The organism is Microbulbifer aestuariivivens (assembly GCF_039545115.1).
Taxonomy (GTDB): Bacteria; Pseudomonadota; Gammaproteobacteria; order Pseudomonadales; family Cellvibrionaceae; genus Microbulbifer; species Microbulbifer aestuariivivens.
In genome coordinates this window covers 57755-78001 of sequence record NZ_BAABRT010000013.1, presented here as the reverse complement: position 1 = coordinate 78001, position 20247 = coordinate 57755, and the positions used below count along the sequence as shown (strand labels likewise).

24 protein-coding genes are annotated in these 20247 nt (G+C 58.0%); 11 read left to right on the top strand and 13 right to left on the bottom strand.

The features are described from left to right. Positions 1-29 precede the first annotated feature (29 nt). The 4 genes from ABEA58_RS09410 to ABEA58_RS09395 form a co-directional block, all read right to left on the bottom strand. Positions 30-1568, bottom strand: a complete 1539-nt coding sequence (locus tag ABEA58_RS09410; RefSeq protein WP_345550919.1) for a S1C family serine protease — start codon at positions 1566-1568, stop codon at positions 30-32. Positions 1569-1658: 90 nt separating this feature from the next. Continuing rightward, positions 1659-2036: an RNA-binding S4 domain-containing protein gene (locus ABEA58_RS09405; protein ID WP_345550917.1), complete on the bottom strand. Its 378-nt coding sequence runs from the start codon at positions 2034-2036 to the stop codon at positions 1659-1661. 98 nt (positions 2037-2134) lie between these two features. Then, the gene (gene yrfG / locus ABEA58_RS09400) at positions 2135-2800 is read right to left on the bottom strand and encodes a GMP/IMP nucleotidase (RefSeq protein WP_345550915.1); all 666 of its coding nucleotides are present in this window, start codon (positions 2798-2800) and stop codon (positions 2135-2137) included. 82 nt (positions 2801-2882) lie between these two features. Continuing rightward, a complete protein-coding gene (locus ABEA58_RS09395; protein ID WP_345550914.1) occupies positions 2883-3629 on the bottom strand; it encodes a lysoplasmalogenase in 747 nt (248 codons plus the stop codon). 244 nt (positions 3630-3873) lie between these two features. On the opposite strand from ABEA58_RS09395, the gene cysK reads away from it, so the two are divergent. The 9 genes from cysK (at position 3874) to ABEA58_RS09350 (ending at position 11554) form a co-directional block, all read left to right on the top strand. After that, positions 3874-4791, top strand: a complete 918-nt coding sequence (gene cysK / locus ABEA58_RS09390; protein WP_345550912.1) for a cysteine synthase A — start codon at positions 3874-3876, stop codon at positions 4789-4791. 207 nt (positions 4792-4998) lie between these two features. After that, entirely contained in the window at positions 4999-5856 is an 858-nt protein-coding gene (gene cysQ / locus ABEA58_RS09385) for a 3'(2'),5'-bisphosphate nucleotidase CysQ (RefSeq protein WP_345550910.1), read from the top strand. 88 nt (positions 5857-5944) lie between these two features. Continuing rightward, the gene (locus tag ABEA58_RS09380) at positions 5945-6145 is read left to right on the top strand and encodes a hypothetical protein (protein WP_345550909.1); all 201 of its coding nucleotides are present in this window, start codon (positions 5945-5947) and stop codon (positions 6143-6145) included. 158 nt (positions 6146-6303) lie between these two features. Further along, the gene (locus ABEA58_RS09375; RefSeq protein ID WP_345550907.1) at positions 6304-6585 is read left to right on the top strand and encodes a type II toxin-antitoxin system HicB family antitoxin; all 282 of its coding nucleotides are present in this window, start codon (positions 6304-6306) and stop codon (positions 6583-6585) included. Positions 6586-6669: 84 nt separating this feature from the next. Then, positions 6670-7230 (top strand): outer membrane protein, encoded by a 561-nt coding sequence (locus tag ABEA58_RS09370; protein ID WP_345550905.1) that lies wholly within the window; start codon positions 6670-6672, stop codon positions 7228-7230. 506 nt (positions 7231-7736) lie between these two features. Further along, a complete protein-coding gene (locus ABEA58_RS09365) occupies positions 7737-9116 on the top strand; it encodes a YjgN family protein (RefSeq protein ID WP_345550904.1) in 1380 nt (459 codons plus the stop codon). Continuing rightward, positions 9113-10393 (top strand): M48 family metallopeptidase, encoded by a 1281-nt coding sequence (locus tag ABEA58_RS09360; RefSeq protein WP_345550902.1) that lies wholly within the window; start codon positions 9113-9115, stop codon positions 10391-10393. The genes ABEA58_RS09365 and ABEA58_RS09360 overlap by 4 nt, the downstream gene beginning before the upstream one ends. Before the next feature lie 202 nt (positions 10394-10595). After that, positions 10596-11159 carry a DUF2939 domain-containing protein gene (locus ABEA58_RS09355; protein WP_345550900.1) on the top strand — a complete coding sequence of 188 codons (564 nt, stop codon included), beginning with the start codon at positions 10596-10598 and terminating at the stop codon, positions 11157-11159. 23 nt (positions 11160-11182) lie between these two features. Further along, positions 11183-11554, top strand: coding sequence for a DUF2237 family protein (locus ABEA58_RS09350; protein WP_425563527.1), 372 nt, complete (start codon positions 11183-11185; stop codon positions 11552-11554). A 124-nt stretch (positions 11555-11678) separates the two neighbouring features. Here ABEA58_RS09350 and ABEA58_RS09345 read toward each other — a convergent pair whose 3' ends face one another. The 3 genes from ABEA58_RS09345 to ABEA58_RS09335 form a co-directional block, all read right to left on the bottom strand. After that, complete coding sequence (locus ABEA58_RS09345) at positions 11679-12113, bottom strand: VOC family protein (RefSeq protein ID WP_345550896.1); 435 nt, start codon at positions 12111-12113, stop codon at positions 11679-11681. 167 nt (positions 12114-12280) lie between these two features. After that, positions 12281-12730, bottom strand: coding sequence for a DUF1810 domain-containing protein (locus tag ABEA58_RS09340; protein WP_345550894.1), 450 nt, complete (start codon positions 12728-12730; stop codon positions 12281-12283). A gap of 184 nt (positions 12731-12914) precedes the next feature. Continuing rightward, on the bottom strand, positions 12915-13373 hold the full coding sequence (locus ABEA58_RS09335) for a MerR family transcriptional regulator (RefSeq protein ID WP_345550892.1): 459 nt from the start codon (positions 13371-13373) through the stop codon (positions 12915-12917). 231 nt (positions 13374-13604) lie between these two features. Here ABEA58_RS09335 and ABEA58_RS09330 point away from each other — a divergent pair, with 231 nt between their 5' ends. Together ABEA58_RS09330 and ABEA58_RS09325 are read left to right on the top strand one after the other, a co-directional pair. Continuing rightward, positions 13605-14900 carry an NADH:flavin oxidoreductase/NADH oxidase family protein gene (locus tag ABEA58_RS09330; protein WP_345550890.1) on the top strand — a complete coding sequence of 432 codons (1296 nt, stop codon included), beginning with the start codon at positions 13605-13607 and terminating at the stop codon, positions 14898-14900. A 706-nt stretch (positions 14901-15606) separates the two neighbouring features. Continuing rightward, positions 15607-16656: a hypothetical protein gene (locus ABEA58_RS09325; RefSeq protein ID WP_345550889.1), complete on the top strand. Its 1050-nt coding sequence runs from the start codon at positions 15607-15609 to the stop codon at positions 16654-16656. A 616-nt stretch (positions 16657-17272) separates the two neighbouring features. Here ABEA58_RS09325 and ABEA58_RS09320 read toward each other — a convergent pair. The 6 genes from ABEA58_RS09320 to ABEA58_RS09295 form a co-directional block, all read right to left on the bottom strand. Further along, a complete protein-coding gene (locus ABEA58_RS09320; protein WP_345550887.1) occupies positions 17273-17791 on the bottom strand; it encodes a glycine-rich domain-containing protein in 519 nt (172 codons plus the stop codon). A gap of 69 nt (positions 17792-17860) precedes the next feature. Then, complete coding sequence (locus tag ABEA58_RS09315) at positions 17861-18007, bottom strand: hypothetical protein (RefSeq protein WP_345550885.1); 147 nt, start codon at positions 18005-18007, stop codon at positions 17861-17863. Between the two features lie 51 nt (positions 18008-18058). Beyond that, positions 18059-18325, bottom strand: a complete 267-nt coding sequence (locus tag ABEA58_RS09310) for a ParE family toxin-like protein (protein ID WP_345550883.1) — start codon at positions 18323-18325, stop codon at positions 18059-18061. Positions 18326-18387: 62 nt separating this feature from the next. Continuing rightward, on the bottom strand, positions 18388-19050 hold the full coding sequence (locus tag ABEA58_RS09305; RefSeq protein WP_345550881.1) for a hypothetical protein: 663 nt from the start codon (positions 19048-19050) through the stop codon (positions 18388-18390). Beyond that, positions 19043-19375 (bottom strand): hypothetical protein, encoded by a 333-nt coding sequence (locus ABEA58_RS09300; protein WP_345550879.1) that lies wholly within the window; start codon positions 19373-19375, stop codon positions 19043-19045. Before ABEA58_RS09300 ends, ABEA58_RS09305 begins: the two co-directional genes overlap by 8 nt. Then, positions 19372-19839, bottom strand: a complete 468-nt coding sequence (locus ABEA58_RS09295; protein ID WP_345550878.1) for a hypothetical protein — start codon at positions 19837-19839, stop codon at positions 19372-19374. Before ABEA58_RS09295 ends, ABEA58_RS09300 begins: the two co-directional genes overlap by 4 nt. Between the last annotated feature and the right edge of the window lie 408 nt (positions 19840-20247).

Genomic DNA, 20247 nt, shown 5'->3' with positions numbered 1-20247 from the left:
CGGTTTTCCCTGCTTTTCAGCATCCCGGTTTATTCACGCATTTCCTGTGCCAGCGCGCTGAAAAGCCCTGGCGAGTGGCGGTCGGGAATATGATAGGTCTGCAGGATCATGGCTTCCTGCTCCCGCGCCGCCGCGCTATCGAGCACCATACGGTAACCGGCGTCATCGCGCAGATCCACAAAAGGTTGGTCGTTGGCTTCCATCTGCTGGGCAAACTCGGCGAAATCTTTGACCGGCTTTCCATTCACTGAATCAATAATCCAGTTCTTCCATTCGTGGTAGCCCAGGTTTACGGCCGCCGGCAAAACCTTGAGCGCCACCACCAGTTCGGTGCGTTGCGCGTCCCCCCAGCGGTTGCGGGCAGACAGATAGTCGATAGGCGCCTTGGAGTGCCAGTTGTTGCCCCAGCGCTTGATAAGGTTCATGTTCAGCGGCACAAACACCACACCGCCGTAAATATAGTAGCGCGGGCGCTGGTCAAACTGTTCCCCCAGCACCACCGAGCGGGAGGGCGGTGACGCCCCCAGAGTGATCTTGGCGGTGCGCACCTTGCCATCGCGGGCGAAGCGGATCGGCAGCTGGTCGCCCACGTGGTACTGGTCGACGGCATAGTGGTAATTGGTGCGCTGGTTCTTGCGCCACTCGACAGTGCGGTCCGCCGCCACCGGGTAGCCGTCCACCTCCAGCAGCACATCGCCGGGCTGCAGCACCGCTGCCGCCGGAGCGTCGTGGAACACCTTGACGATCAGCGCGCCCTCCTGGTCCTCGCTGAGGCCGGCGGCGCGCTTTAGCGCCGGGCTCTCCATGCTCTGGGTGACCGCTCCCAGCTCGGGGAAGCCGTCGTGCACGCCATCCTCGGCATCCTTGAGCACGTGGCGGATCACGCTCGGCGGCACAAAATAGCCCAGGCTCTCGGCGCCCTGGCTGTTGTTGGTCTGCATGGCCACGCCGACGATGCGGCCGTCGGATATCACCGGCCCGCCGCTGTTGCCGGGATTGATGGCGGCATCGATCTGGCCAGCCATCAGGTAGCTCTCGGCATGGGCGTAATACTGGTGTTCGACGCGGGACATGACCCCGCGGGTGATCGACAGGGATTTGCCGCCGATGGGGTAGCCGTAGACGGTCACCTCTTCCTGCAGGTCCGGCAGCGTGCCCAGCGCCAGCGGCCGGGTGTCGGCGAAAAAGCCCGGGTCGTCCACGGTGAGCAGCGCCAGGTCGGCCTCATGGGAGACAAAAACCACCCGCGCGCGGAATTTTCTCGCATCGCCATGGCGCTGCACCTGAATAAAACTGCCGTTGGCCACCACATGGGCGTTGGTGAGGATGCGCTGGTTATCGATGACCGCGCCGGAGCCGGACAGCTGCTGGGCGTTCAGCAGCGCCCAGGGGTTGAAATAGTCCGGGGCGGCGGCGGTGGTGTAGATCTTGATGATGGAGCGCTTGAGCTGTTCGTGTTCGCGGGTGTCTGCGCTGGCTGCCTGGGGGGTGAGCAGGGAGAGCACCAAAAGGCCGACAAGCGGAAAGATCGAAACGAGGCGGAGCGAAGACAGGGTATTTTTCATCATGGCGGCCGATCACAATGTCTTATTGGTTTTCAGGCAGTTTAGCAGTTGCGGTAAATAGCTACGCAGCGGCGGCCCCAGTGGAGCACCGCGTCAGTCCTGCTCGCTGAGGAAGCGGTGAATCTGGCGGCGCTGCTTTTTGTTGGGTCGCTCGCTGCGGATGCCCTCGTTGCTGGCCTGGCGCTCGCTGCGGGCCTGCTCGCGTCTGGCGGCGCTGGCCTCGGTTTCCCGGTACAGGGTCTGTGCGACATCGGCCCCGCGGCGCTGGTCGGAGAGCGCCAGCACCTCCACCTCCAGCTGGTCCCAGCCCCTGCGAATGACCAGCGTGATGCCGTTGGTGATCTCCTTGCTGGGTTTTACCCGCTGGCCGTCGGCGTGCACCTTGCCGCCCTCGATAGCCTGTTTGGCGATGCTGCGGGTCTTGAAGAAGCGGGCGGCCCAGAGCCATTTGTCGATGCGAACTTTTTCCATGGGGGTACTTCAGAAACTGTCATGGGCGTTGCCGGTGCTGCCTGTTGGCGCGATGGGCTGTCGGCGGCGATCCAGCGCTATAGATATCGGTTGAGACGCTATTTTTTTCGCGCAACCTCAATGATCTCGTTGAAATGCAGTATCGCCGGGAAATCGTCGATAGCCCGCAGCGGCCCGCGGCTGTCCGGCTGCAGGATACACAGCAGGTGGGCGATGCCGTAGTCGCGGGCCGCCGCCAGCACCTGCTCGTTGTCATCCACGAACAGGGTGCGGTCCGGGTCGAAGTTGGAATGCTCGCGCAGCACCGGCCAGAACTCCGCGCTCTCCTTGGCGTGGCCCAGATCGTGGGAGGAGATGATGCCGTCCATCCAGCGGTCGATGCCGGTGCGCTCCAGCTTGTGGGTCAGGCCGTCGGGGTGGGAGTTGGTGACCAGCAGTACGCGCTTATCCATCTGCCGCAGCCCACTGAGGAAATCCTCCACATGGGGGCGCACGGCGATGCGGTCCTCGATTTCCCGCAATATCGCGGGAATATCCATGTTCAGTTCCCGGGACCAGAAACTCAGGCAGTACCATTCGAGAGTGCCGCGGCGGGACTCGATCTCTGCCATCAGTGCTTCTTCCGCCTGCGCCAGGGTGAGGCCGTGGGTCTCGGCATAGCGTCTGGGCAGGTGATTGAACCAGAAGTGGTTGTCGTAATGCAGGTCGAGCAGGGTGCCGTCCATATCCAGCAGCACCGTGTCCACGCTTCGCCAGTCCAGCATAAAGATCTATACCTCGTTACAGGCCGGCTCCTGGTGGGAGGGGCCGGCGCTCAAAAAATCGCCTGTTCCCTTTCTGTGCGCATTATGCCCGCGCGCGCCCTATTCCGTACAGCAGGGCCAGCTGGGCGGCGTAATAGCTGACCATGATGGCGGTTCCGGCCATTGGCAGCGGCAGCAGGAAGCGGTTTACGGCGATCAGCGCGTCGGAGGCCATAAAGAGAGTCGCCCCGGCATACAGCAGGCCCGAGTTGCCCCGGTGCGCGGCGGCGGCGAGCGCCATCAAAGAAATGGCCAGCAGATAGCAGAGCACCGCTGGTGCCAGGTCGCCAGCGGCGGGAAGCAGCAGTCCGCCCAAAAGGCTCGCCGCCAGCAGCAGCGGCAGCGCACGCATGGCGAAGCGGCGGCGCGTCCTCTCCCGACCCGGCAAATCGGCTCCGCGCAGAAAGTTGGCGGCATAAACCAGCTGTGCGATCAGAAAGGCGCCGAGGCCGGCGATAAACTGCAGGGGAAACTCCAGAGCCAGCAGGACATCGCCAAGGGCGGAGAAAGCCAGCGCCACCAGCGTCAGTGTGCGGGTGAGCCCGCGCACCATCAGGGCGGCCATAATGCCCAGTATCAGGATCGGCGCGGCCTTGAGGCCGGCCATCCAGTTGCCTGTAAAGCCCGCGGCATCGAGATAGAGATAGGCGGCGGCCAGCAGCGCAAACGCGGCGGGCAACAGGGTGCGCACAAGGCGCCCGTGGCTGGCTTTGGGGGCAATTTCGGAATTGGCTGGGGAATTCATCGCGGTTGTTAAGTTGGTAGTGCTGTTGGAGGAAGTCATGGTCATGGCCGTGTTTTTCTTGTATTTGTTCTTGGCTTCGAGTGCGGTGCAGTATTTGCGAAAGATGAGCAGAAGAAAAGATTAAAGAAAGAAAAGCGCGGCGCAGTCGGCGCCCGCGCCTGCGTGACGGTATGATTCCGTCCAGCTTAACCCCGCCGAAATACGCGAGACGTGATTGATCGGGCAGAAAACGGGCAGAAAAGATGCCAATCGAAAATCAGGAAAATAAAACCACAGGAGAGCTTCGCCAATGAAAGCAGACAATATCCTCGCCACTATCGGCAACACCCCCCATGTGCGCATCAACAAGCTGTTCCGCCCGGATATCGAGGTGTGGATGAAGGTGGAGCGTTTTAACCCCGGCAGCAGCATCAAGGACCGCATCGCGCTGGCCATGGTTGAGGCGGCGGAGCAAAGTGGCGAGTTGCGCCCCGGCGGCGTCATCGTGGAGCCCACTTCCGGCAATACCGGCATCGGCCTGGCGATGGTGGCGGCGGTGCGCGGCTATCGCCTGATCCTGACCATGCCGGAGTCCATGTCCATCGAGCGGCGCAAGATCATGAAGGCCTATGGTGCCGAGCTGGTGCTGACACCCAAAGAGCGCGGTATGCCCGGCGCTATTGAGCGGGCCGAGCAGCTGCTGCAGGAACATGCCAACAGCTGGATGCCGCAGCAGTTTCGCAACCCCGCCAACGCAAAAGTGCACCGGGAGCAGACCGCCAAAGAGATACTGGCGGATTTCCCCGAGGGGCTGGACTACCTGATTACCGGTGTCGGCACCGGCGGCCATATCACCGGTTGCAGCGAGGCCCTCAAGGAGCACTTCCCCGGGCTCAAGACCTTCGCCGTGGAGCCGGAGAAGTCGCCGGTCATCAGTGGCGGCGAAAAGGGTCTGCACCGGCTGCAGGGGATCGGCGCGGGGTTTGTGCCCGAGGTCCTCAACCGCGACACACTCGACGGCACCATCCAGGTGAGCGAGGAAGACAGCTTTGAAATGGCGCGCCAGTGCGCCAGCCAGGAAGGCATCTTCGTCGGCATTTCCTCCGGCGCCAGCCTGGCGGCGGTGAAAAAGCGCGAGGCAGACTTGGCGCCGGGGGCCCGTGTGCTGATCTTCAGCTACGACACCGGCGAGCGCTACCTCTCCATCGAGGACCTGTTCAGCGCCTGATTTCGGCAGTGCTGCGCGGCCGATACCGTCGCCGGGCGCCGTGGGAACGCAGCCCCGGCGCGGGTATAATGGCCGCTTTTTGCGCCGCTCGGTGCGCGGGCGAATGCTAGGGCCGGCTGAAAACCGGCCAAAAAACGCCAGTGCACCGAGCGGCGCGGTGACAATCATCAGAGGCTCGCCACCAGCGGACCGCAATCAGGAGTTTTTATGCAACAGGGGCTGGACAGCAAGGCACTACTGGAGCGCGTGATCGGAATCTGCGAGCGGGCCGGCGCGGCGATCCTCGAAGTCTATAACAGCAGCGAGGAACTCGAGGTCGATACCAAGGCCGATGACTCGCCGGTAACCGCCGCGGACCTGGCCGCCCACCGGGGACTGGCCCCCGCACTGGCGGAGCTGATTGAGGGCGTGCCGGTATTGTCCGAAGAGCAGGCAATGCCCTCCTTCGACGAGCGCCGCACATGGCAGCGCTACTGGATAGTCGATCCCCTCGACGGCACCAAGGAATTTATCCGCCGTACCGGCGAATTCACCGTCAACGTCGCCCTGATTGACAGCGGTGAACCGGTACTGGGGGTGGTCTATGTGCCGGTGCTCAATATCACCTACGCCGGCTGCCGCGACCGCAACGCCGGTGGCGAGAAGTTTGCGTTCAAGCGCGATGCCAGTGGCGAGCAGTCCATTCACGTGCGCGCCATGGCGCCGCGTCTGGAGAATCTGCAGCCGGTGGAACTGGTGGCGAGCCGCAGTCATGGCGCCGGCGCCGTGGATGCGCTGGTGGAGCGGATCGAAGCGCAACTGGGCGCGGTTGAGTGCAAGAACATGGGCAGCTCCCTGAAGCTGTGCCTGGTCGCTGAGGGGGCGGCGGATCTTTACCCGCGCCTGGCGCCAACCTGCGAATGGGATACCGCGGCCGCCCAGGCGGTGGTGGAAGCCGCCGGAGGCGTGGTGGTGGATGACCAGTTTGAACTGCTGCGTTACAACAGCAAGGACTCGCTGCTCAACCCGTATTTTTACGTCATCGGCGATACCGCCTTCGACTGGCGCGCTCTGCTGAGCAAGTGATCGTTTCTGGGCTAGCCTTTCAGAAAGGTTCTGTGCTCGCCGCTCGCCACTGCGGGCGGCGAACCGCCGCGGTTATCCAGGTTGCCCGATGCCCCGCACTGTTCACGTCAATGTCAGCGAAAGCGAAACCCGTAAAATGCGCCAGCAGCTGGAATCCGAAATCCGCTGGCTGCAGTGCCAGATGGACAGCCTGCAGGCCGGCACCGGTGAACTGGATATTTCACTGCTGCAGACCTACAAGGAAATGATTCACTGTCGCCGTTCTCTGCTGGGGCGCATGCCGCGCTGAGCATTGTTACGTTTTCTTGCTGTTAAAACCGCTAAAGATCGCTAAAGACCGCTAAACCCGCCAGCCGCCTGCCGAAAGCGCGCAACCCCTCCCCCGTTCGCCACGAAAAAATAAATACCGTCTACCCTTGGTGGGTTCATCCAATAAGAGTAACTCCAATGCGTTATCCGGTTGTGGTTCACAACATCGAATACGCCGGGTTTGGTGCCATTGCGCCGGACCTGCCCCACTGCCACTGCCACGCCGAAACGCTCGACGCGACCCTGCAGAAAATGGCCGAGAAGATTTTTCAGCGCCTCGATGACATACAGGCTGCCGGCGAAGCGCCGCCGCCGTGCAGTGAGATCGAGGCGCTGCGCAATAACCCCGCCTACGCCGGCGGTATCTGGGCCATGATCGATGTGGAACACGAGCAGCCCATTCCCAAATCCGGTGACTAACCCGCAACCCAGGATTGCGCGCCGGTTGCGGCCGGGTCGCGCTGAAATTGCTAAAAGAAATTCTCTGACCAAGGAAGGTAAGGCATGAAAAAAATTGTCGGAGCGTTTGCCCTGTTCTTTTCCCTGTCCGCTGGGGCGGTGGAATGGAACAATCCGTTTGAAAGAATCTGTCTCGGTGAATACCAGGTAGTGGGCACCATTGGGCTCGGTCAGGGCGAATTGCAGATCAACGACGAGCGGGATTTTTATGGTTACGGCAGCATCGGCATCTCACCCAGTCTCGGTCTGTGGCAGATAGAGCTGCGCTATACGAATTTCGATGACGGCGGTGTCGATATTGACCAGTACGGCATCAACTTCAAGGTGGACTTCACCCTCGACTGTGACGTGCAGTGCCTGTACTGGATGGCTGGCTGGAATTACAGCGATCTCGACGTTCACGAAGTGATTCGCGGTGGTGAGCCGGTCATCGTCGACAAAACCGGCCATGACAATTACTGGAATCTCGGCGTGGGCTACCGCTACCGCTGGACACAGAAATTCGATACCTCGCTGGAATATATGTACAACGACGTGGGGCGGGTAGATGACTACGACCTGGGCAGTTTGCGCGGCCTCACCATCAATCTTGCTTACCGTTTCTAAACCCCGGTGACAAATGCACGCGGGGTTCAGCGGGGACTGCGCGGCCTCAGATGGCACGGGCGTCCCCGTCACAAGCACGTGAGTCACTGATTTTTCGCGGCCAGCTATTCCAGCGCGGTCATGTCGTGCCTGTGAGGCAGTTATTCCTCAGGCTGTGACAATGCTGCACACCAAGCGCCTCGCCCTGCCACCTAGCGTTGGCATTTCCCCTAAATTGCCGCTACCGGATACGCTCCAGTTGCTTGCCGGCTGTTGTTTTTCGTTAATTTTCCTCGCCCTGAACGCCCGCTCTGTGCTTAATGCTTGCAGCACGCTCCCTGGATGGAATTACGATTCCCAGTTCACTTTTTCGTTGTTCACCATTCGCCTTGGTGGGCTCACGCAGGTTTGGCTATTTTCCCGGGCTCTTCTGGTCCGGCGCTCCAGTGTGGCAATTTGCGGGTGAAAGTTAGACAATCGGTCAGGCATAAAAACAAAAAGCCAACATGTAAAAGTAGGGATTAGCTTTGGAACAGAAATACAATGTGGTGCTTACGGGGGAGGCGGCCAGCGGGGTCAGCCTGGAATCAGCCATTGCGGCACTGGCCCGTGTAGCCGGTATCGAACGGCAGCAGGCCGAGGCAATGTTTGCCCGCGGCAACGCGGTGCTGAAGCGGGATCTTGCCCGCGAGCAGGCACTGGCCTACCAGCAGCGGCTGCAAGCCATGGGGATTGTGGTGGCCATCGAACCGGTTGCGACGGATGGCAGTCAAGCGGGTGGCCAAACAGAAAGCCAACCGCAAAGCCAGGCGGCTGTGCCGGCGGCCGGTCACGGCGGCGGCAGTGCGGCGGCGGCACCGGGCGCAGCGGCTGCAGCCGCCAGCGATGGCGGCGGCAAGCGCCACGTAGGCTTTGTGTTCAGCGGCAGCGGTTACGAATATTTCAAGATCTGGATCGTCAATATCCTGCTCATCGTCCTCACTCTGGGTCTCTATGCCCCCTGGGCCAAGGTGCGCAACACCCAGTATTTCTACGGCAATACCTCACTCGAGGGTGCCTCGTTTCAGTTTACCGCCGACCCGGTGCGCATGCTGATGGGGCGCCTGGTGGCACTGGCGCTGCTGGCAGTGTTTATCGGTGTCAGCGAGCTGGCACCGTGGCTGTATTTGCTGATGAGTATCGGCTTGGTCTTTGTTGTCCCCTGGGTGATAAACAAGTCGCTGGCCTTCTATGCCCGCAATACCACCTATCGCAATATCCGTTTCCGCTTCGTCGGCACCTATGTGCGCGCGCTGGTGACCTTTATCGGCTGGCCGATTCTGGCGATGCTGTCGTTTGGCATTCTTAGCCCCTATGCCCTCTACAAGCAGCAGCGCTTTTATGCGGAAAACCACCGCTACGGCAACAAGAGCTTCAATTTCACCGCCGGCGCCGGTGATTACTATGTGCTGTGTCTCGTCGCTTTCGGCCTGGGTGCGGCCGGTGCCATCGCCGGGATGGCGCTGCTGCCAATGCTGGCAAGCTTGCTGGTGGGGGAAAGCGACGGATGGGCGGCCTTTGCCGGCTTGGCCGGCGGGATGCTGGGTTATGCCGTGGGGCTGATCTATTTCCTCACTGGTATGAAAAACCTGATGTTCAATAACCTGACCCTGTCGTCCCACGACTTCAAGGCCAGCTACAAGCTCGGTTCTTACGGCCTGCTGATGGTGACCAACTTCATCTTCACGCTGCTGACTCTGGGCCTGTTCATCCCCTGGGCCAAGGTGCGCCTGGCGCAGTACGCCGCCCAGCATACCGCCATGGACGTGACCGGTGACCTGGACCAGTTTGCCACCATCAGCCAGCCGGACGAATCGGCCTTCGGTGAAGAGTTCGGCGATGTGTTCGATATGGATGTGGCATTTTGACCCAGCCACTGGTCATTCACGGCCGCTGGCAGGACGGCACCAGCAGCGCCGAAACGGCGGCGCTGCTGGAAGTCCGCAACGGGCTTGTGCACCTGCTGGTGGCCGGTGAGGAGCTGGTCAGCGCCCAGCCCTGGCAGCTTAAGTACTCGCCAAGGCTGGGCCGCACACCCCGCTATATTGGCTTTCCCGGCCACGCCGGCCAGTTCGAGACGCTGGATCTTCAGCAGGTAGCAGAGCTGGAGGCGCTCGATGGTCGTCGCCACAGTCGCGCCTACCGTTTTGTCCATCGTATTGAGCAGAACCTGGCGATGGTGGTGGTGGCAACTCTGCTGGTGGTGGCATTGGTATGGGGCTATTTCACCTGGGGCGTGCCCACTGCCAGCCGGCTTCTGGCCGAGCGGTTGCCGGCGGAGATGCTGAACCGGGCGGGGGAGGACACTCTGGAGCTGATGACCGAGTACTACCTGCGGCCGACCGAACTGCCGGCGGAGCGCCGGCAGGCGCTGCGGGATCTGGTGGCCGGGGTGGCACCGGATTATCCAGTGGAGAAACTGCGTTTCTTCAGAGGTGGTCTGGTGGGGGCCAATGCCTTCGCGCTGCCCGATGGCACCATTGTGTTTACCGACGAACTGGTGGCGCTGGCAAAGGATGATGCGGAGATCGTCGCGATCTTCGGTCACGAGCTGGGGCACTTGGTACACCGCCACTCCCTGCGCCAGGTGATCCAGGGCTCCGCGCTGTCGCTGACCATCGCCATGGTAACCGGTGAGGCGGGCGCCCTGGGCGATATTCTGCTGACCGCTCCGGTCGTGTTCTCCCAGCTGGCCTACTCCCGTCAATTTGAGCTGGAATCCGATGCCTTTGCGCTACAATTGCTGCGTGAGCAGGGTATAGACCCCGAGGCCTTTGCTTCCATCCTCACCCGCCTGTATGAGAGCCACAAGCCCATTGCCTACAGCCGCTCAGGTGCCGACAGCGAAACAAGTGCCGACAGCGAAACAGGTACCGACAGCGAAACAGGTGCCCACAGCGAATCAGGAGCCCACAGCGAATCAGGTGCGCACCCTGAAACAGCGGCCCACAGCGAGTCAGACAGCCACAGTGGCCCGGATGCCGCAAACCCGTCCGATAATGTCGGGCAGGGTCAGGATGTACAGGCGCAGCCGGGCTGGAGCGGCTACCTCAGTACCCATCCGCACCTGCAGCAGCGGCTGGAACAGGTCGACAAACATTTGGCCTCAGCGCAAACCCCAGTCAGCCCCGCGCAGTCCCACTAGGCCCTGTTAAGTCTAAGTCCCACTGGTTATGGTTCTGCCCGTGCAGTCATGGCGGGCATTCGCTACCATTCCGGAACACGGGCCGGCACCGCCGGTGGGCTGCCGGTAACTCCAACGGTGAGAGTCCCCTCTGCCGCCCGTGATCCGGGCTGTGGGCAGGGGAATTGCGAACAGGCAGCTGCGAACAAGAGAGGAGCATCTGGTGCGGAAGTGGTTGTATACCCTGGTGACGTTATTGCTGGCCGCCTATCTCGCCCTGCCCTGGTATACCGCGGAGCAAATTGGGCGCAGCGCCGCCGAGGACGATGTGCAGCGCCTCGCCGGTTATATCGATTTCACCGCCCTGCGCGGCAACCTGCAGGCAAGTTTGCAGCAGGACCTGCGCCGTTCCATGGGCGATGACTTGCCGCCGGAATTGGGCGATTTTCTCAGTGCCGGCAGCAACCTGCTGATCGGCCCGGTGCTGCGCCAGCTGGTGACACCGGAGGGTATCGCGGAGCTGCTGCGCGGCGGTGACAGCCTGCGGACCTTGCAGCGCGAACTGTACCGGCTGGGCGCCCCTTCTGTTCCCGAAAGGGAAATGCAGGGGCCAGAAGCCGATGCGTGGCGCCTGCTCGGCTGGCGATTCACCGCGATCGACCGGTTTCGTGCCGACTATGGTCCCGAGGGTAATGCGCAATTACAGCTGATACTGCAGCGCCAGGGTATGCAGTGGCGGGTTGTGGATCTGCAATTCCTGCCAGCCAGCGAATCGATCCACAAATAATAGGAGCAAGGTTAACCGTGCAAGTGGATGACTCAAGAAATGTTTTCGGCGATCCCCTGCTGCCCTGCAGCACCGAGCCGATGACCGGTTTCTTTCGCGATGGTTGCTGCAATACCGGCCCCGAGGATTACGGTTCCCATACCGTGTGTGTACAGGTCAGCGAGGAATTTCTGCTGTTCTCCCGCGATCGCGGTAACGACCTGATGCGACCGATGCCGGAAGTTGGCTTCGCCGGGCTGCGCCCCGGCGACAACTGGTGCCTGTGTGCCTCCCGCTGGCTGGAAGCGCAGAGATACGATATGGCTCCGCGGGTATACCTGCAGCGCACCCACGTAAAAGCGCTGGAGATAATCCCGCTGGAACTGCTGCGCCAGTACGCGGTTGATCTCAACTGAATTTATTGATCCGGCCGGGATGGATAGAAGAGGGCAGTTTGCGGATCGGATTTCTTTTAGCCGTTGACCCATGACAGCAAGCGTACGGCAGGCCAGGGCAGAGACCGCGGCCTGCCGATAGTGCTCAGGTGGCAAACAGCGCGCTGTCGATATCGTGAAAGCCCTTGAATTCCAGCGCGTTGCCGCTCGGGTCCTGAAAAAACATGGTGCCCTGCTCGCCCGGTTGGCCGGCGAAGCGGATATAGGGTTCTATCAGGAATTCCTCCACAAAACCCCTGGCCCGCTCGGCGAAGGCCTGCCAGTCGGCAAAGTTCAGCACCACGCCAAAATGCGGTACGGGCACGCCGTGACCGTCCACCGGGTTAGCCACCGCCGCCACCTTGCCGTGGCGGCCAATGGCCGGGTTGAGATGGGTCACCAGCTGGTGGCCAAACAGGTTGAAATCAATCCAGTGCTCCGCGCTGCGCCCCTCCGGCAGTCCCATCTTCACGCCGTAGAATGCACGGGCTTCATCGATATCCCGCACCTGAATAGCGAGGTGAAAAGGAGTGAGTGGCATGGCTGTTTCCGCTGTGTGGGCTAGTTGTGTGAATGGCTAAAATGCTAAAGGGCTAGCGGAGGATTGCTCGCGGGACTTTCACTCCCGGTACATTCACTCCCGGTACATTCACTCCCAGCACTTTCACTCCCGACATTTACACCCCGGTATTTACACGCCGGGGATTGTCAGTCGCTATCGACCTCTCCGCCATCACGGCTGAGGATCGCCAGAGTCGAACCGTCCCTCTTGCCGTTATAGTACTGATCCAGCACCGCGGCAAAAACCGACTCACCCCCTGCCACCGCATCAAACAGGGTCATGCATGACTTCAGCTTGAGATCATCGGGGCTGCCGAAAATCTGCCGTGCCGTCATGCCCTCCTGCTTGCGCAGGCATTGCGCGCACTCGCGCAAGCGCCGCCCCAGAAGCGCGTGATTGAGATAAGCGCGGGCCTCATCGCGACTTCTAATCGCGTAATACCGGGCCGTGGCACTGCGGCCGAGCCCCTGAACCTGCGGGAAGATATACCACATCCAGTGGCTGTGCTTGTGTCCCGCATTAATTTCGGCAAGGGCCTGAGCGTAACAGTCTTCCTGGGCGTCGACAAAACGCTTGAGGTTGTACTTATCCGGCATTGTTCTTTCCAGTGTATCTAAGCAGCAATTTACTGGTTGAGTGTCAGCATGATCCTGGGCACAGAACCTTTACTTGCCTTTGCTTTCATTGTCGAGCCGATTTCTGGCAGTGACGCACTCCGGCTGCGAGCCCGGGCAAGAGACCACTTTAGGGTCTGCTTTGGAGTCTGCTTTGGAGTCCATGCTATTCGGCTTTATTTTTCGGACCGTGAGCCACAGAACCCAGCAGTGCCCGCAGTTCGTCATCGGTGGCGCAGCGCCCTGACGCCCAGGCCCGTTCCAGCAGTGCGCGCACTTCGGTGAGCGTCCGGTGCTTGTCCCGCAGGCTGGCGATCAGAGCCTGCAGTGACGCCAGTTGGCCGTTAATGGTGGCCAGCACCTGTTCATGCTCCGGCGCCTGTCCTTCCGGTTGAAAGAAAACCTGCATTTGCTCCAGAGTAAACCCAAGTGCCTGCAAGGCACGTATCATTTGCAAACGCAGAATGGCTTCATCTGGGTAGCGGCGGCTTCCCCCCTCGCTACGCGTCACGCCCGGCAAAAGACCGATCTGTTCGTAGTAGCGGATAGTGGATGCCGGCACACCGGTGGCGGCGGCTAAGGCTCCGATTCTCATGGTCGTGGTGGTCGTGGTGGTCGTGGTCATGGCCGTCTCGGAGCGTTAGCGCAGGGCTGGTCTGTGCCTGCGGGTGGGTGTCTTGCGGCAATAGGCCGGATGACAAGAAGCAACAGGACCAGAAGCCGCCTGGTAATTCATCAGCCACTTGAACTTAAAGCTCACTTCAAGTTTAGCCTTGGCGGCGGAACACAAAAAGCACAATCAAAGATGCAGCTAAAAACCCAGCATCGGGCGCAACAAAATCGAGAGGTAGATGCCATGTCAGCCGAACCCATGTCAGCCAAACCCATGCCATTTGAGCCAGTCACATTACCCTGTGGCCAGACGCTGAAAAACCGCATTGTCAAAGCCGCAATGGAAGAGAACCTGGGGACCGCACAGCTTGCGCCGGGTGACGGGTTGCTGCGGCTATATCGGCAGTGGTCCGAGGGTGGCGCAGGGCTGATTATCACCGGCAATGTGATGGTGGATAAGCTGGCCATGACCGGCCCCGGAGGCCTGGCGCTGGAAGAGGGCACCGACCTCGAACCGTTTAGGCGCTGGGCGGCAGCGGCAAAGTGCAACGATACCCGAGCCTGGGTGCAGATCAGTCACCCGGGACGGCAGGTTTTCAAGGCCATGGGCGGCAAGGCCCTGGCGCCATCGGCCGTGGCGCTCGAACTGGGTAAGCACTCAAAAATGTTCCCGCAGCCCAAGGCCATGGAGGAACAGGAAATCCGCGATGTGATTCAGCGTTTTGTGGCCACTGCGCTGCAAGCCGAGCGCAGTGGATTTGATGGGGTGCAGGTACACGCTGCGCACGGTTACCTGATTAGCCAGTTTCTCTCACCGCATACCAACCGCCGCGATGATGACTGGGGCGGCTCCATAGACAACCGCGCACGGCTGTTGCTGGAGGTTGTGCGGGGTATCAGGGCGGCCGTTGGCAGCCAGTTCGCGGTGGCGGTAAAGCTCAACTCCGCCGACTTCCAGCGCGGCGGGTTTGACGAGCGCGACTCCAGTGCCGTGGTGGTAATGTTGAATCGCGCAGGCATCGACCTGATTGAAATCTCCGGCGGCAATTACGAAGCCCCCGCCATGCAGGGGCGCACAGCGGATCAGCGCACACTGGCCCGCGAAGCTTACTTCCTCGAGTTCGCACAGCAGTTGGCCAAAGTCAGTCAGGTACCGCTGATGACCACCGGCGGTATTACAAGCTTCGCCACCGCCGAGCGGGTACTTAACGCGGGTGTCCAGCTGGTCGGCATTGCCAGTGCTCTCGCGGTACAGCCAGACCTGCCGAAGCGCTGGCAACAGGATCAGGCGTTTAGCCCCAGCATACCCACGGCCAACTGGAAGGATAAAACCCTATCGGGCCTCGCCAACATGGAGCTGGTCAAGCGTTACATGCAGCGTCTGGCAGCGGGCAAGCGAACCACCGGCAGCCTGAACCCGTTGATCAGCCTGATGCTTGGACAGCTGCGGCAGCAGAAACTGATCAGGCGTTATCGCTCGCTATATATAGAACCGCTTAAGGCCGAATCGGTTCGGGCAACTGTAGAGAACGTAGACTGATCAGAAGGCCAGAGCGGCAGTGGCCTCGGCTCTCGCACCTGGATCTTGGGGCATAACAGTAGGAGGGGACGGCTCGTATTGAGCGGCTCCTTATTGTGTCCTGCTGTTTGGATGATCCAGGATTTATCAATCGTTTCTGATCTCAAGGATGCCCGGTCACGCAGGCCGCCCCAAACCACCACCCCACCGCTGGTTCACCATCGCGCTCACACAGCGGCCGCGAAACCAGACCCGGCATACAGCGACCACAGTCAACGGCAGTCAGCAAGAACAGTCGGCAGCCATGGAAAGCCGCCCGCGCTGTACTGCCCCGCCACTACCCATAGAAGAACGGTGTTGCTAGCCCATGAATCGCTGTTTGCCCGAACTAGGCCGTTGAATGATAATGCCCGCATGGCGCCCAATTCATCTCGGCGTATCCTAAACAGCAGTGGCTGCCGCACACGGTTCAAGCCGACCGTTAAAGGAAAATTAAGGAAAATTTCTTCATTACTCTCAGAAAGTTGAGAAGAAATGACAAATGCCTCGGCATGAGTGAAACCCTGTGCTCGCACGTGTCTCGCGCTCGAGGAGTAGGCAATGCACAGGAAATCTGCACATGCTGGCCGGGGGTCTTAAGTGTTCCGAATGTTTCATCTCATCACGGATCCAGTTGCAAGCGGCAATCAGTGGATCGTGAAGGTTGTGTGTTAAGGGGGTAGTTTCAATGTTCGATCAGCTGATGGCTGAGAAAGTACAGTTGGGTTTCGATATAGCAACAAGCGTCACAATTATCGGCGCCTTTGCATCCTGGGCCTGGCAGAGCGGCAGGAGAGCAAGAAGGGATCGTCAGATCGGCATCAGGGAGCAAACCCGGGCCGCATCTCTGGAGAAGGTGGGAGAGATTCTCTATGAGTTTGAAAACGTATTTTCAAAGCTCATAGCCGCCGCAGACAAGTTTGAAAGACCAATTACCGTGCGCTGGGATAAGCTGGGCGGTAACGGCACTGTTGAGGCGCTGGGCGAAGTCATGGTGGACGATGCCAACTTTTTTCCCCAGCAAACCGAGTACCTGCAAGACTTGTTGCTCCTCGTTGAAGAGATGTACGAAACCGTTCAGGTAAGAAGATATTCTGTTTATCCGGTATTGGATGCAATTCCTGAAGGTGAAAAATTCCTGCAGATGTTCCGCCAGGATATGGTGGAAATTGCCGGCGTATATAACTCCCTTCAGGGCGGGCCGGCACATCTGCTTCCGAAGCTTCAGGAACTGAAAATTTGCGTGGATAACACCAGAAGCGAGATTATCCGGCAGCAGGAAGTCGACCTGAATGATGAAATAGCACTGAATAAAAAAGTATTCGACACATTGACCGATGACTCAGCATTCCAGAAAAAAATACTCGGTGTCATCGTGGACAAGGATAATGCCGACTTCACCTTCTGGTTTGTCCCAGAGGAAAAAGAGCCGCTGTTTGCCGAGGCCTGGGATGAAGACGGCAAGATAGTTCAGGGCAGAAATACAGACCTGTTCCCGGATGTATGGGGTGAGCTTTTGTGGACAATGATCCGCAAGCCCGGTCGAGCCCTGTCACTGGGCCTCGTAGGAGCAAACAGACAGGTGATGAACGCTCGCAAGGAGTGTAAGGACATCCTGATCAAGCTGTCTGTCATTACCAATGCGCTGCTTTCCAACGGTGCGGATGCAGACTTGGATGTTCTGGTTAAGCGCTATGAAAGTGCAGCCTTTTTCGATCGGGAAGGTTCCATCAGATAACGCTGCATTACCTTGGGAGACCAGAGTAATTCTGCTCTCCCTCTTCATTCAATGTGGAGCAAGGGGAAAACCGCAAATAACCAGTGCCTCAATAGCCTTATTGAAAAACACATCAAATACATAGCTTTGTAAATTGCTCTTGAACGAGTGCAGGGAAAGAAATCTGGACTTCCAGTTAATCGCAACGGGAGCTAAGAAAATAATCAGGTTGACCAAGCCCTGTAGCTATAACCGGTTGCGCGGTTGGCCATGTTTTAGGTGGGCGTTAATGTATTTTCCGCCATAATTTTACTCTGACCCCAATTTCCTAGCTTCACCCCCGTGCTTAGTTGACCTGTTGCTGAATCCTTTCAAACAACTTTTTGATTGAAATCTTGGCTTCGGCGTCTTGCTAAGAGCCAATTGGATCAACTGTGAAGCTGAACCGCACCGCTTGCCCCAGCATAACGATGGAATACAGCCTAGAAAGGGGGGAGGAGAACTTAACTTACTTTCCCTGTCAGGAAGTAGTTGACCACTAGATTAGTCTGCCACATCAAAAAAGCCTGCCATCATGGAATAGCAGGCTTTAAGTTTGATGAAATAGGTGGACTTTAGTTATCGCGTTATTGCGGTTTTACTTACAGGCCCCCGGCACACGGCAAGCGCATGCAGATGGCGCATGGCATGCGTGGTCGTCGCCACAACGGGCGGGATGAGACGTGCGACTTGGGTAAGGACCAAAATGGCGTTCGTAGAGCTCGATAGTTTGCTCAAAGTTGTCCTGTAAAGCTTGCTGATCATCCTCACCGTAGATACCAAAATAAGGATAGTGGTCGATAAAGCGACCAAACACAGTATTACAGTCCTCACGGTACGCGCGGGTATCGAGGATGTGGGCATGCCATACTTGGTCAACCAGCTTGCTGGGCACCAGGGACACGCCGGGGTACATCTGCTTCAGGGTGAGGAAGCGGCGGTATTCTTCCTCTCCCTTATCCCAGGCCTCCTCGGTCATTTCGGCTTCCGCTGTTTGCGTAACTTTATACTTCAAACGGGCGAAGTCCAGAGACGCTACGGCTGGGCTCAGTAAAGCCACTGTATTCATAAGGGCGGGGTGAAACTGTTTGGTTTCAGAGTTGTTGGCAAGATTCATAATCATATTCCTTTAACGAATGACTAAGTTGAGTTGAATGGCGCGGGCTTAACGCCCGCGCTCGTGTTGTTATTGCTTTGGTTTTTTATGATGTGCGGCTGCGCGCTCAGCGCGAGTGGCAAAACTTTTGGGAGGCACGCTGCCCCCGCTCTGCTTTGCGGTAGCGCTGGTGATGCGTGAAGCTGCTTTCTGAGTCATTGGTGTCTTCTTGGCCATGCTTGTGTTCCTTTTTGAACATTAAGTGAGTATGAGGATGCGGTATGTGCATCACCTTCGCTTAATGGTCGTGTCGAAACACTGGCGTGCAATCAGGCAGTAAGGGACTAGGCGCGGACCGTGTTCGCGGTAGAGAAGGCGCCAGCCACGGCCGATCTTGAAGCGGATGATGTGGGGACTTTGCTTGATGCGCTTGCCGCCCAGGCGATTGAATGAGGTCCCCTCAGCGAGCTGCTGGTGCAGCTCCTTTGCCCGTTGGATATGACAATCCGGGACCTGATGGGGGCATTTGGAAAGGATTTGTTGTAGAGAGGTCATTATCTGGCTCCGTTTTTCGAGTTCGGAGCCAGTGTGTTTTCGTGCAATGCACTAAAAAGTGTTTATTGCAGAAAATCTAAAAGGTCATCAAATTCCTTGGCTGCACGGTATTCCCGAGCTACTAAATCACGATATTGCTGCAATCGCGGGTCATTGCTGTTCATTTTCTGTGCAGATTCCCAGGCGGCTTCAAGGTTACCGTTGAGATAATGGGCCATCATGGCATCCCCATTGGAGAGGCTGGCGGTCTGCGCGAGTATCGCCTGCAGCAAGTCCATAGGGCCAAGAACCAACTGAGGGAGCGTTTCGAAAGGGTTGGCGAGCTTCACCTCCCGCAAGCAGGCTGTGCCGGATAGAACCTCGAGAAACTTCAAGACTTCTGGTTTGAGGAGAGAGATATCGACAATCGAGCGCCGCTCAAGGAGAAGAGCACTAAAGAGCTTCACCATTTCCTGCCGGAAGTTCGGCTCCTCAAAGACCCGCTTTACTTTCTTGGGGTCGGACAATAGCGCCTGAATAATGACCGCATTATGCAGTGTCGTCAGCTGATCACGGGGTACGCCCCTGGATTTACGCTCCACGATCAGCTGAGCGTTATAGACGATCACGCGGTTACGCATTAACGAGTTGACCTTGTTCCTGAGGCCCTCGTGTTTTGTCAGCTTGATTCCGAAGAGCTTTTCAATGGCCTGTGCCACCGACATACCCTTATCCAAGCTAGCCATCACAGGCTTCATCCAGTAGCTGTTCTTTGCTGTACTGATAGAGCTCCGGGTCCTGATTGGCGATGACCGACGCCTGTTGATACCACTGGTTACCACAGCTATAGCGCTGATGCTTGGCGTGTTCTTCCAACATGCCGCGGCATATACCCGCCCGCATTGCTTCAGCCGGAGAAGTTGAAATGCTTGCTAGCAAGCTTTTCTCGCCCCGACGGTCGTAGATGGCCACATACTCCCGGCAGCTGAGGATCAGTGTTTTGCTATCGATCTCTGCGGCGATGCTATTCATGGATACAAACGCCAAAAATACAAAAAAGTATCTAATCATTGCGCCAGCCCTTCTTTGTTAACACTCTCAGTCCTCGTCTGTTCGACAGGGAGCTTGGGTGCTGCCCAGTACAAGCAAAGCAGAGTCACAATCAGGTCCAACTGCTGCAATCGATGGCTATTTTTGGCCATGATCTGATTGAGTTCATCAATCTCCGGGCCTATCAAGATGAAAAATATAACCAGACATAAAAATGCCAGATTTACCCAGCCAATGTTCCTCAATGGCCGATAGATAGCGCTGGTCCACTTCAATTGAGCCGCTTTTGAGGCTGTGAGGTGGCGGTTAATCAGTGAAAATAGCAACAGACCAAAGCCGATCTCAAGGAGCGACAGCTCAGAGAAAGTGAGACTATCTTCAAAAAAATCAACGAATACAAAAATTAGGGAAGCTAGGCCCACACCAAATAGCATGCTTCGACCGATGAAGAGTAATGTAGCTTTTGCGAAATATGTAAAGCCCATGGGGGATCTGCTCTCTATCACTTACTTACTTCCAAATTATTGCATGAATTGAATTAGTCAACGGGCTAATATGTCCGCGTCAGCGATATCAATGCCCGGCCTTCCAAATCGAAACTTTCATAATGATTGACGATTAAATCGGTGAGTTCATCGAGGTCGACTTAGCTGTAGTAGTTAAGAGGAAATTGGGTAGAAATTGAGGTCAGAGTAAAATTATGGCGTCCATCCGTACAATGCTATAGAACCATGAATCTTTCCAGAAGAGTTTCAAACAATTTTATCCGGCATTGTAATGTGTGGCGTGCAGTGCAGGCTCAGGGAAAGAAATTAATTTACTTGGTCATGGGGTTATTATGTAATTAAGTGGATAGGTATGAATCAAAGGGCTGCTTGTTACAGCCTATCTCT

Bases quoted from the DNA above. Each gene is read 5' to 3' on its own strand.
- ABEA58_RS09410 (WP_345550919.1), bottom strand. From the start codon at position 1,568: ATGATGAAAAATACCCTGTCTTCGCTCCGCCTCGTTTCGATCTTTCCG.
- ABEA58_RS09405 (WP_345550917.1), bottom strand. From the start codon at position 2,036: ATGGAAAAAGTTCGCATCGACAAATGGCTCTGGGCCGCCCGCTTCTTC.
- yrfG (WP_345550915.1), bottom strand. From the start codon at position 2,800: ATGCTGGACTGGCGAAGCGTGGACACGGTGCTGCTGGATATGGACGGC.
- ABEA58_RS09395 (WP_345550914.1), bottom strand. From the start codon at position 3,629: ATGACCATGACTTCCTCCAACAGCACTACCAACTTAACAACCGCGATG.
- cysK (WP_345550912.1), top strand. From the start codon at position 3,874: ATGAAAGCAGACAATATCCTCGCCACTATCGGCAACACCCCCCATGTG.
- cysQ (WP_345550910.1), top strand. From the start codon at position 4,999: ATGCAACAGGGGCTGGACAGCAAGGCACTACTGGAGCGCGTGATCGGA.
- ABEA58_RS09380 (WP_345550909.1), top strand. From the start codon at position 5,945: ATGCCCCGCACTGTTCACGTCAATGTCAGCGAAAGCGAAACCCGTAAA.
- ABEA58_RS09375 (WP_345550907.1), top strand. From the start codon at position 6,304: ATGCGTTATCCGGTTGTGGTTCACAACATCGAATACGCCGGGTTTGGT.
- ABEA58_RS09370 (WP_345550905.1), top strand. From the start codon at position 6,670: ATGAAAAAAATTGTCGGAGCGTTTGCCCTGTTCTTTTCCCTGTCCGCT.
- ABEA58_RS09345 (WP_345550896.1), bottom strand. From the start codon at position 12,113: ATGCCACTCACTCCTTTTCACCTCGCTATTCAGGTGCGGGATATCGAT.
- ABEA58_RS09340 (WP_345550894.1), bottom strand. From the start codon at position 12,730: ATGCCGGATAAGTACAACCTCAAGCGTTTTGTCGACGCCCAGGAAGAC.
- ABEA58_RS09335 (WP_345550892.1), bottom strand. From the start codon at position 13,373: ATGACCACGACCACCACGACCACCACGACCATGAGAATCGGAGCCTTA.
- ABEA58_RS09330 (WP_345550890.1), top strand. From the start codon at position 13,605: ATGTCAGCCGAACCCATGTCAGCCAAACCCATGCCATTTGAGCCAGTC.
- ABEA58_RS09325 (WP_345550889.1), top strand. From the start codon at position 15,607: ATGTTCGATCAGCTGATGGCTGAGAAAGTACAGTTGGGTTTCGATATA.
- ABEA58_RS09320 (WP_345550887.1), bottom strand. From the start codon at position 17,791: ATGAATCTTGCCAACAACTCTGAAACCAAACAGTTTCACCCCGCCCTT.
- ABEA58_RS09315 (WP_345550885.1), bottom strand. From the start codon at position 18,007: ATGGCCAAGAAGACACCAATGACTCAGAAAGCAGCTTCACGCATCACC.
- ABEA58_RS09310 (WP_345550883.1), bottom strand. From the start codon at position 18,325: ATGACCTCTCTACAACAAATCCTTTCCAAATGCCCCCATCAGGTCCCG.
- ABEA58_RS09305 (WP_345550881.1), bottom strand. From the start codon at position 19,050: ATGGCTAGCTTGGATAAGGGTATGTCGGTGGCACAGGCCATTGAAAAG.
- ABEA58_RS09300 (WP_345550879.1), bottom strand. From the start codon at position 19,375: ATGATTAGATACTTTTTTGTATTTTTGGCGTTTGTATCCATGAATAGC.
- ABEA58_RS09295 (WP_345550878.1), bottom strand. From the start codon at position 19,839: ATGGGCTTTACATATTTCGCAAAAGCTACATTACTCTTCATCGGTCGA.